Origin of the sequence: Cellulomonas pasadenensis (assembly GCF_047229365.1) — a bacterium.
Lineage (GTDB): Bacteria > Actinomycetota > Actinomycetes > Actinomycetales > Cellulomonadaceae > Cellulomonas.
This window is the reverse complement of the sequence record NZ_JBFTEP010000130.1, coordinates 1-9,927: the sequence shown is the minus strand read 5'-3', so window position 1 is coordinate 9,927 and position 9,927 is coordinate 1. Positions and strand designations below refer to the sequence as shown.

7 protein-coding genes and 2 pseudogenes are annotated in these 9,927 nt (G+C 79.0%); 5 read left to right on the top strand and 4 right to left on the bottom strand.

Features of this window, described 5'->3' with window-relative positions; all coding sequences use genetic code 11:
* The 3 genes and pseudogenes from AB6N23_RS15110 to AB6N23_RS15100 form a co-directional block, all read right to left on the bottom strand.
* Positions 1-530 (bottom strand): annotated as a pseudogene (locus AB6N23_RS15110) (hypothetical protein); the annotation flags it as partial.
* 185 nt (positions 531-715) lie between these two features.
* The gene (locus AB6N23_RS15105) at positions 716-1,156 is read right to left on the bottom strand and encodes an ATP-binding protein (protein ID WP_378201457.1); all 441 of its coding nucleotides are present in this window, start codon (positions 1,154-1,156) and stop codon (positions 716-718) included.
* Between the two features lie 126 nt (positions 1,157-1,282).
* Entirely contained in the window at positions 1,283-1,519 is a 237-nt protein-coding gene (locus tag AB6N23_RS15100) for a PspC domain-containing protein (RefSeq protein WP_412866831.1), read from the bottom strand.
* Positions 1,520-1,829: 310 nt separating this feature from the next.
* Here AB6N23_RS15100 and AB6N23_RS15095 point away from each other — a divergent pair, with 310 nt between their 5' ends.
* From AB6N23_RS15095 to AB6N23_RS15080, 4 genes are all read left to right on the top strand, one after another.
* The gene (locus AB6N23_RS15095) at positions 1,830-2,045 is read left to right on the top strand and encodes a hypothetical protein (protein ID WP_412866830.1); all 216 of its coding nucleotides are present in this window, start codon (positions 1,830-1,832) and stop codon (positions 2,043-2,045) included.
* A complete protein-coding gene (locus AB6N23_RS15090; protein WP_412866829.1) occupies positions 2,027-4,951 on the top strand; it encodes a helix-turn-helix transcriptional regulator in 2,925 nt (974 codons plus the stop codon). The genes AB6N23_RS15095 and AB6N23_RS15090 overlap by 19 nt, the downstream gene beginning before the upstream one ends.
* Before the next feature lie 76 nt (positions 4,952-5,027).
* Entirely contained in the window at positions 5,028-6,095 is a 1,068-nt protein-coding gene (gene ligD, locus AB6N23_RS15085) for a non-homologous end-joining DNA ligase (protein WP_412866828.1), read from the top strand.
* Between the two features lie 66 nt (positions 6,096-6,161).
* Entirely contained in the window at positions 6,162-7,586 is a 1,425-nt protein-coding gene (locus AB6N23_RS15080) for an MFS transporter (protein WP_412866827.1), read from the top strand.
* An 84-nt stretch (positions 7,587-7,670) separates the two neighbouring features.
* Here AB6N23_RS15080 and AB6N23_RS15075 read toward each other — a convergent pair whose 3' ends face one another.
* Complete coding sequence (locus AB6N23_RS15075; RefSeq protein WP_412866826.1) at positions 7,671-8,792, bottom strand: M15 family metallopeptidase; 1,122 nt, start codon at positions 8,790-8,792, stop codon at positions 7,671-7,673.
* Positions 8,793-8,922: 130 nt separating this feature from the next.
* Here AB6N23_RS15075 and AB6N23_RS15070 point away from each other — a divergent pair.
* Positions 8,923-9,927: pseudogene (locus AB6N23_RS15070) on the top strand (hypothetical protein); the annotation flags it as partial.

The following is a 9,927-nucleotide window of genomic DNA, read 5'->3' as shown; positions in this document are numbered from 1 at the left end:
CGGCTTACGAGACTCGTGGGCTCGGATATGTGTATAAGCGACCGGGCGTCCACCGCGGGCGTCGGCCCGCTCGCCCCGGGCTCCGGCGACGTCGCCGCGACGGGCGTCGGCCCCGACGGCGCGGGGTCGGCGGGCACGGAGCCGGACGCCACCGTGTCGGCGGCCGCGAGGTCGCCCGTCGCGGCGACGGGCAGCGGCGTGCCGCCGGCCGGCACGGGAGCGGTCAGCGGTGCGACCTCGTCGGCGTCGGCGGCCTCGTCCACGCGGCCGTCGGGGTGGATGAGCAGCGCCCACAGGCCGTCCGGGTCGCGCACCTCGACGGGCAGGGCACGCCCGGCCTCCTGCGCGAGGGCCGCGATGCGCGCGGTCATCTGCGCCCCCGCCTCCGCGAGGTCGGCCGCCGCGATGCGCTCGAGCACGCCGTCGACGGAGATCTCCCCCGTCCCGTCCTCGCGCACCTCCGCGACGATGTGGGGCAGCGCCCCCGCCGTCGCGTCACGCGTGGCCACGTCGCCGCCGCTGTCCGTCATCGGTCCCCTCCGTCCTGCGAGCCCGCGGCGCCCCGCAGATGGCACGCCGGGACCCGTCCTGCCCTGCAAATCCTGGACGAACGTATCGTTCCTCCCCCTCGCGCGCACAACGGGCAGCACGGGGGCCGCAGGCAGGAGGGCACGGGCACGGGGACGGCAGGGACCGCCGGCGACGGGCCGGACGGCTACTCCTCGGTGTCGACCTCGAACCAGACGGTCGTGCCGCCGTCCGGCTGCCGGGCGGAGCCCCACGCCGACGACAGCGCCTCGACGAGGGCCATGCCGCGGCCGTTCGGCGCGGTCGGCTCGGGGTGCCGGACGCGGGGCGTGCCGCCGCCGCGGTCGGTCACGGCGACGCGCACGACGCTGCCGTCGACGCGCACGGCGACCTGCACCGGCTCGCCGGCGGGTCCGTGCACGACGGCGTTGGACACCAGCTCGCCCGCGAGCAGCTCGATCACCTGGTTCGCGGCCCCGCCGACGCCCGCGCCGGCGACGGACCGCATCACCCAGTGACGCGCCTGGCGCGAGGCGCTGCGCTCGGCGAGCACGACGAGCTCGTCGTCGAGGAGGGGCGGCGGCGCACCACGCCGCCGTCCGCTGCGGAGGTCCCGGACGTCACCCACGCCCCCCAGGGTGCACGAGACGGGCCGGTCTCGCCGGTCGGCCCGCGTGCCGGACACCGGTCCGACTGCCGGTGCCGGCGGACGACGCGGCCCGGGACCCCGCCGGCGCGCGGACGACGACGCAGGTCAGCGCACCGGGCGGGTCGGCGGCACCCAGCCCTGGGCCGGCATGCAGATCCACAGCACCGCGTAGATGAGGAAAGGGCTGCCGGGCAGCACGAGCAGCAGCAGCAGGACGAGCCGCACCGCCCAGGCGGGCACCCCGGCGCGCAGCGCCACGCCGGCGCACACGCCCGCCAGCAGCCGGCCCGCGTAGGGGCGCACCAGCCCGGCGCGTGCGAACGCGTCGCGGATCCCGTCCATGTGACTCCTCCGTCCCGGTGCGGACCGTCCGCACCCGACACCCCCGAGCCTCCCGCGCCGCGCGCGCGGGCGCCTCCGGGTCCGACCCGGAGCCGACCCCGACCTGCGGCGCCGGCCCGTCGGGGTGGCCCGGCCCGCCCGCCTGAGGTACCTCAGGCCCGCGGCCGGCCGCCTCAGGCGCGCGCCGCCCGACCCGGTCGGCCAGGACCCGGCGACCGACCGATCCGCGCACCCCCGCCTCACCGGCAACGTCAGGGTCGTGCCGGAGCGCCCGCCGCCCGGCCCGCACGGACCGACGAGGGAGGACGACATGAGCACCACCATGTGGGGACCGGCGCTCGACGCCGAGCTCGCGTACCGCCGCGAGCGCGTCCAGGACGCGCTCGGGCACGGCCGCACCGCCGCGCGGGGACGCCGCCGCGCCCGGACCGACGCCGCGGCGGCACCCGCCCGTGCGGGTGTGAGCCGCGCACCCGCGCGTCGGTGGGTGCTGCCAGGATCGGGGGCGTGGCACGCGGCCCGATGAGCACCCCGTTCGTGGCGCGCGCGGCCCAGGTCGCCCGGCTCGCCGAGGCGCTGGGCCGCGCGCGCGCCGGCACGCCGTCGCTCGTCCTGCTCGGGGCGGACGCGGGCGTCGGCAAGACGCGCCTGGTCCGCGAGGTCGCGGCGCGCGCGGCCGCCGAGGGCGCGCGCGTGGTCACCGGGCACTGCGTCGACCTGGGCGAGATCGGCCTGCCGTACCTGCCGTTCGCGGAGGCGCTCGGCGCGCTGCACGCGCTCGACCCGGAGGCCGTGCGCGCGGTCGTCGCCGCGCGTCCCGCGCTGGGCCGGCTCGCCGGTGACGGCACGGTGGCGCCGCCCGGCGACGACGCCGCCGACCGGCTGCAGCTGTTCGAGGGGGTCGTGGAGGCCCTCACCGGCTGCGCGTCGGCCGAGCACCCGCTGCTGCTCGTCCTCGAGGACGTGCACTGGGCCGACGCGTCCAGCCGCGACCTGCTGCGCTTCCTCGTCTCCCGCCTCACCGTGCAGCACGTGCTCGTCGTCGTCACCTACCGCACCGACGACCTGCACCGGCGCCACCCGTGGCGTCCCGTGGCGGCCGAGCTCGCCCGGCACCCGCGCACCGAGCGGCTGCCGCTCGACCCGTTCACCGACGACGAGCTGCGCGCGTTCGCCGCCGCCGTCGCCGGCGAGCCCCTGCCCGACCCGCTGCTGCGCCGCGTCCGCGAGCGCGCCGAGGGCAACGCGTACTTCACCGAGGAGCTGCTCGAGGCGGGCGCCGACGGGGACGAGCTGCCCTGGTCGCTCGGCGACGTGCTGCGCACGCGCGTGGAGCAGCTCGAGCCGGGGCCGCTGCGGCTCGTGCAGCTGGCGTCGGCGGCCGGGCGCCGCGTGGACGAGCCGCTGCTGCGGGCGGCCGCGCGCGCCGACGGCGACGCCGCCCTGCACGAGCCGGGGGCGGTGGACCGGGCGCTGCGGGACGCGGTGGCGCAGCACGTGCTCGTCGTCGAGGACGGGCGCATCGCGTTCCGGCACGCGCTGCTCGCGGAGGCCGTCTACACGGACCTGCTGCCCGGCGAGCTGAGCGGCGTGCACCGCGCGTACCTGCGCGCCCTGGACGCGGACCCGGGCGTGGGGACGGCGGCGCAGCGGGCCGCGCACGCGGTGCGCGCGCCGGACCTGCCGGTGGCGCTGCGGGCGTCGTGGGACGCGGCCCTGCAGGCGCACCGCGTGCTGGCCCCGACGGAGGAGCTGCGGCACCTCGAGGTCGTCCTGCGGCTGTGGGACGCGGTGCCGGACGAGGCGGCGGGCCTGCCGGAGGACCGGGCGCGCGTGCTGCTGCGTGCCGCGGGCGCCGCGAGCCGCTCCGGCGCTCCCGACCGCGCGGTGCAGCTGGCGCGCTCCGCCCTGGAGGCGCCGGGCACACCGCCGGACGAGCTCCCGGCCGTGCGCACCGCGCTCGCGCGGCACCTGCTCGGCGTGGACGACGTGCCCGCCGCGCTGGCGGAGGCGACGCGGGCCGTCGCGGACCTGCCGGACGCGCCGACGCCGGAGCGCGCGTGGGCGCTCGCGACGTACGCGCGCGCCGCGGTCAACGCCGGCCGCGAGGACGAGGCGGAGCAGCTGGCGGCCCGCGCGGTGGAGATCGCCCGCGCGGTGGGCGCCGCGGCCGCCGAGTCCGACGCGATGGCGACGCTCGCGGTCGCCGAGCGGCTCGACCACGCGCTGTCGACGCGGCTGCTGGCCGAGGCCCTCGAGCGCGCGGTGGGCGCCGACGACCGCGCCACCGAGCTGCGGATCCGCTACAACCTGGCGTCCGCGCACTACGACGTCGGCGACCTCGACCGGGCGGCCGCGGCGTCGCGCGCCGGGCTCGAGCGGGCGCGCGCGCTCGGCATGGCGTGGGCGCCGCACGCCGTCGACCTGCACGCGCTCGACGCGACCATCCGGTACACCCGCGGGGACCTGTCGCCACGCGTGACCGGCCCGGCGGACGACGACGTCCCCGAGTTCGGCGCGGCGCTCGTCGCCGCCGCCGACCTGTGGGCCGCCGTGGCGCGCGGCGACGCCGACGTGGTGGCGCGCGCGCAGGCGCTCGAGCGGTGGTGGGACCGCGACCCGCTGGTCGCGCTGCTCGCGGGCGGCAACGCGGTCGACGCGCTCACGTGGCAGGGCCGCCCCGCCGAGGCGCGCGCGCTGCTCGACCGCGTCGACGCGCACATGCGCTCCGTGTGGCCCGAGATGTACACCGGCGGCATCCGCATGAGCGCGCTCGCGCTCGCGGCCGTCGCGGACGAGGCCGCCGCACGGCGGCTCGCCGGCGCGCCCGTCGAGGACCTCGTCGCCGACGCCGACGCGCGCCTCGACCGCGCCGAGCGAACCGCGCAGGGGCGCCGCCCGCGCTCCGGCGGCATCGGCCCCGAGGGCCGCGCGTGGCTGGCCCGGGCCCGGGCGGAGCACGCACGCGCCGTCGGGTCGCCCGACCCCGCGCCGTGGGCCGCGACGGTTGCGGAGTTCGGCTACGGCCACGCGTACGAGCAGGCACGGTCCCGGTGGCGGTGGGCGGAGGCGCTGCTGCGCGCCGGCGACCGGGCCGGCGCGTCGGAGCAGGCGGCGGCCGCCCTCGCCGCGGCGGACGGCATGGGCGCGGCGCCGCTCGCGTCGGCGGTGCGCGACCTGGTGCGTCGCGGCCGGCTCGACGTCGCCGGCGTGCGGGGCGAGACGGCGGACGTCCTGACCGCACGCGAGGCGGAGGTGCTGGCGCTCGTGGCGCAGGGCCTGTCGAACCGGCAGATCGGCGAGCGGCTGTTCATCTCCGGCAAGACCGTGTCCGTGCACGTGTCGAACGTGCTCGCCAAGCTCGGCGCGTCGGGACGGACGGAGGCGGTGACGGTCGCGCACCGCCGGGGGCTGCTGACCACGACGCCCTGACCCGTGCCCCGCCCGCGCCCTGCGCCCGACGGCGTGACCTGGGCGGATGTCGGTGGCCGGCCCTACCGTGTGAGCCATGGCACAGAAGGCAGCGGCGGTCGAGCTCGACGTGCGCGGGCGCACGGTCCGCGTCACGAGCCCGGACCGGGTCGTGTTCCCCGCACGCGGGCTCACCAAGCTCGACGTCGTCGAGTACTTCGTCGCCGTGGGCGACGGCATCCTCGGTGCGCTCCTGCACCGGCCGACGACGCTCGAGCGGTGGCCGAAGGGCGTGTTCGAGGGCGCCCGGATGTCGACGCGGCAGGACAGCAGCGGCGACGCGTTCTACCAGAAGCGCCTGCCGCAGGGGGCGCCGGACTACGTCGAGACGGCGCGGATCGCGTTCCCCAGCGGGCGGACGGCCGACGAGGTCGCCCCGACCGAGGTCGCCGTCGTGGCGTGGGCCGCGAACCTCGGCACGCTGACGTTCCACCCGTGGCCCGTGGTCCGCGACGACGTCGACAAGCCCGACCAGGTGCGCATCGACCTGGACCCGCAGCCGGGCACCGACTTCGCCGACGCCGCGCGCGTCGCACCGCACGTGCGCGAGCTGCTCGCCGAGCACGGGCTCGAGGGCGTGCCGAAGACGTCCGGCGGGCGAGGCATCCACGTGTTCGTGCCGATCGAGCCGGAGTGGACCTTCACCGACGCGCGCCGGGCGACCATCGCGTTCGGCCGCGAGCTGGAGCGCCGCATGCCGGACGAGGTGACCATGCGGTGGTGGAAGGAGGAGCGCGGGCAGAAGATCTTCGTCGACTACAACCAGATGGCGCGCGACCGCACCATCGCGTCGGCGTACTCGATCCGCTCGAACCCGCGCGCGACCGTGTCCGCGCCGCTGCGCTGGGACGAGGTCGGCGACGTGCACCCCGACGACTTCGACGTGCTGACGATGCCGCAGCGCCTCGCCGAGGTCGGCGACCTCTTCGCGCCGCTCGTCGCGCACGAGACCCCGCGGTACCGGCTCGACTCGCTGCTCGAGCTCGCCGACAAGCAGGAGCGCGACGAGGGCCACGGCGACCTGCCGTACCCGCCCGAGTACCCGAAGATGCCGGGCGAGCCGAAGCGCGTGCAGCCGAGCAAGGACCGTGACCGGCCGCGCTGACGGCCGGGCGCCGACCACCGCACCGTGACCACCGCACCGTGACCACCGCACCGTGACCACCGCACCGTGACGACCGCACCGGGCGCCGGCCTCCCGTACCGCAGCGCGGCCGCGCGCTGGGTGCTGCTCGCGACCGTGCTGGGCTCCGCGCTCGCCTTCGTCGACGCCACGATCGTGACGATCGCGCTGCCGGCGATCGCGGACGACCTCGGCGCGACGACCGCAGGCCTGCAGTGGACGGTCAACGGGTACGCGCTCACGCTCGCCGCGTTCCTGCTCCTCGGCGGCGCGCTCGGCGACCGGTTCGGGCGTCGGCGGGTGTTCCTCGTCGGCGTCGCGTGGTTCACCCTCGCGTCGCTCGCGTGCGCGCTCGCCCCCACGGTGGGCGCGCTCGTGGCCGCGCGCGTGCTGCAGGGCGTCGGCGGCGCGCTCCTCACGCCCGGGTCGCTCGCGATCCTGCAGTCGACCTTCGCCGGCGAGGACCGCGGCCGCGCGATCGGCGCGTGGTCGGGGCTCGGCGGTGTCGCCGGGGTGGCGGCGCCGTTCCTCGGCGGGTGGATCGTCGAGGTGGCGTCGTGGCGGTGGGCGTTCGGCATCAACGTGCCGCTCGCGGCCGTGGTCGTCGCCGTGACGCTGCGGCACGTGCCCGAGTCCGCCGACCCCGGCGCCGCACCGCGCACGGACGTCGCCGGGTCCGCGCTCGCCGCGGTCGGCCTCGCCGGCGTCGCGTACGGCTGCACCGCCTGGGCGGAGCCGGGCGCCTCGCCCGTCGTCGTCGCCGGCGCGCTCGCCGCCGGGCTCCTCGCGCTGACCGCGTTCGTGGTCGTCGAGCGCCGGTCGACGGCCCCGCTGGTGCCGCCCGCCCTGTTCGCGTGGCGCCCGTTCACCGGCGTCAACGTCGCGACGCTGCTCGTCTACGCCGCCCTCTCCGGCATCGGCTTCTTCCTCGTCGTCACCCTCCAGGTCGTCAGCGGGTACCCGCCGCTCGCCGCGGGGCTGGCGTCGCTGCCGACGACGCTGCTGCTCCTGCTGCTCTCGCCGCGGGCCGGCGCGCTCGGCCTGCGGCTCGGTCCCCGGCTCCCGATGACCGCCGGTCCCGCGGTCGCCGCCGTCGGCACCGTCCTGCTGGCCGGCGTCGGCGCCGACGCGCCGTACGTCACCCACGTGCTGCCGGGCGTCACGCTGCAGGGGCTCGGCCTTGCGCTCACCGTCGCGCCGCTGACGACGACCGCGCTCGCCGCCGCGCCCGACCACGCCGCCGGGGTGGCGAGCGCCGTCAACAACGCCGTCGCCCGCGTCGCGTCCCTGCTCGCCGTCGCCGTGCTGCCGCTCGTCGCGGGCGTCGGCGCCGGTCTCACCGACGCCGCCCGGCTGGCCCCCGCGCACCGCACCGCCATGCTCACGTGCGCGGGCCTGCTGCTCGCGGGGGCGGCCGTGTCGTGGTGGACCGTGCCGCGGACCGCGGCGGGGGTGCGGCCGCCCGGGGACTGACGGGCCGGACGGCCGGGGCGCCGGCGCCGCCGCGACGGAGAGCGGTCCCGGACGCGCACCCGTCGCCGTGCCCGCCGTCCTCGCTCAGCCGCGGTACTCGTAGTGCCAGTACTCGGGGTTCGAGCCGCCCTGCCGTGCCCACGCGGGCGACACCCACCCGTACGCCGGCCCGTTCGCGACCAGCCACGCGCGCGCGGCGGTGTCCCAGCCGTACGTGCACGGGAGCTCGGGCACGTCGATCGCCAGGCCCGTGCCGTGCGACGACGTCCCCGGTACCGCGGCCACCGAGCCCAGCGCCGCACGCATCGCGACCTGCGTGTCGAGGTCGCGGTAGGTGAGGTCGAGCGCGAGGTCGTGCCCGAGCGCGGCGCGGAACGCGGCGTTGAGCCGCTCGAGCGCCGCGGCGGCGTCGGAGCGCAGGTAGAACGGCGTGCCCCGCGAGTCGCGCGTCCACGACACGGCGGTCAGCGCCGACGCGGGCAGGCGCCCGTTGCTGCCGTCCCCGCCGTCGGTCGGCGGCGAGGTGTAGAAGGCCGGGCCCGAGTAGGTCGTCGCGCAGGACCGGTCGGCGGGTGCGGGGGCAGCGGGGGCGCCGGGCGACGTGGCTCGTGGCCGGGACGCCGCGGCGGCAGCGCGCTCTGCGGCGGCGCGCTCCGCAGCCTGCGCGGCCTGCGCGGCCTGCGCGGCGTCGTGCGCGGCGACGGCGTCGACCACCGCGCGCTCGGCACCGGCGACCTCCGCCGCGAGCGCGCGCAGCCGCACCGCCGACGCGGTCGCCGCCTCCTGCTCGGCGGCACCGAGCACCGCCGCGAGTGCCTGCCGGACGGCGTCGTCGTCCACCCGCACCGCCGACGACGCGAGCGTGCCGCCCGCCTGCGCGACCGCCGCGTCGAGCGCCGCGCGCGACCCCGTCCGCACCGACGCGGCGCCGGCCGTGCCGAGCACCGCCGCACCCACCGCCGCGGCGGACCGGTCGGCGTCGACCGCGAGCGCGGCGGCCGCGACCCGCTCGTCGGCGGCGGCCCGCAGCGCCTCGTCCTCGGCGCGGCGGTCGACCGTCCACGCCCACCCGCCCGCGGTCACCCCGAGGGCCAGCGAGGCGACGGTGACGACGGTGACGGCAGCGCGGCGGATGTCGGCCTCCGGTGGTCGGGACGCGGCGGGCGGCGCGGCGGCGGTGACGGAGCCAGGCCCCGGCGGGCGCACGGACGCCGTCCACCGTAACGGCGGCTGCCGGACGGCGCCCTGCGGGCGGGCGGGCGGGGACGTCCGGCGGCGTCGTTCCTCACCTGTCCGAGGGCTCAAGGCCGTCGCCGCGGACGCCGATGCCTCGGGCATGCACTCCGCCTCGCCGACCCTGCCGGCGGGGACCGCACCGGTGGCCGCGACCGGCGCCGGCCCCGTCCTCGCCCGTCCGCTCACGCCGTCCGAGGTCGCGCACCTCGACCGTCTCCGCGCGTGGCTGCAGGACGACGGCGTCGACGTGCACGACCCCGCCGCCCTCGACGCGCGGTGGGCGACGCTGCTCGCGACGCACGCCGCCGACGCCCCCGCGCCCGCCGCCGCGATCGGCATCGCCGTCGGCGACGTCCTCGTGCGCTCGGTGCCGGGCGCGGTCTGGATGATGTGCCCCGGACCCGACGGCGCGACGCCCGGCGTCGTCGCGGACGGGCGCGTGCACGCCCCCGTCCTCGCCGTGCTCGACGCGCACGCCCGCTGGCGGCTGCGCACGCCCGGGTGGACGGTCGACTACGTGCGCCGCGCGACGGTGCACCTGGACGCGTCGGCCGGCACCGCGCCCGCCGCGCCCGTGGTCGAGGCCGAGGTCGAGGTCGCCGTGCCGGACGCCGCGGCACCGCTCGGCGCGGGGAACGACGCTGCGTGGGAGGTCGACGCCCACGCCGGGTGGACCGGTCCGGCCGCCGTGGTCGCGACGCCCACGGACCCGCCGACGGCGGAGCCGGTCGTGGCCGTGCTCGCCGCGGAGGAGCTCGCCGTCCCCGAGCTCGCCGCGGAGGAGCTCGCGGTCCCCGAGCTCGCCGACCCTGAGCCCGTCGTCCCCGAGCTCGCGGGCCCGCAGCCCGTCGTCCCGGAGCCCGTCGTCCCGGAGCCCAGCACCCCGGACCTCGTCGTCCCCGGCCTCGCCGCGGAGCACGGCGACGACCCCGCCTCCCCCGAGCCCGCCACCTGGGAGCCCACGTGGGTCGAGGCGGCAGCCTCCGAGCTCGTCGTCCCGGGCCTCGCCGACCCGCACGGCGAGCCCGGCACGGACCCCGCCGCCGACCGGCCGGCCCCGGAGCCGGAGCCGGCACCCGCGTGGGCAGGGTGGGCGCCCGTGCAG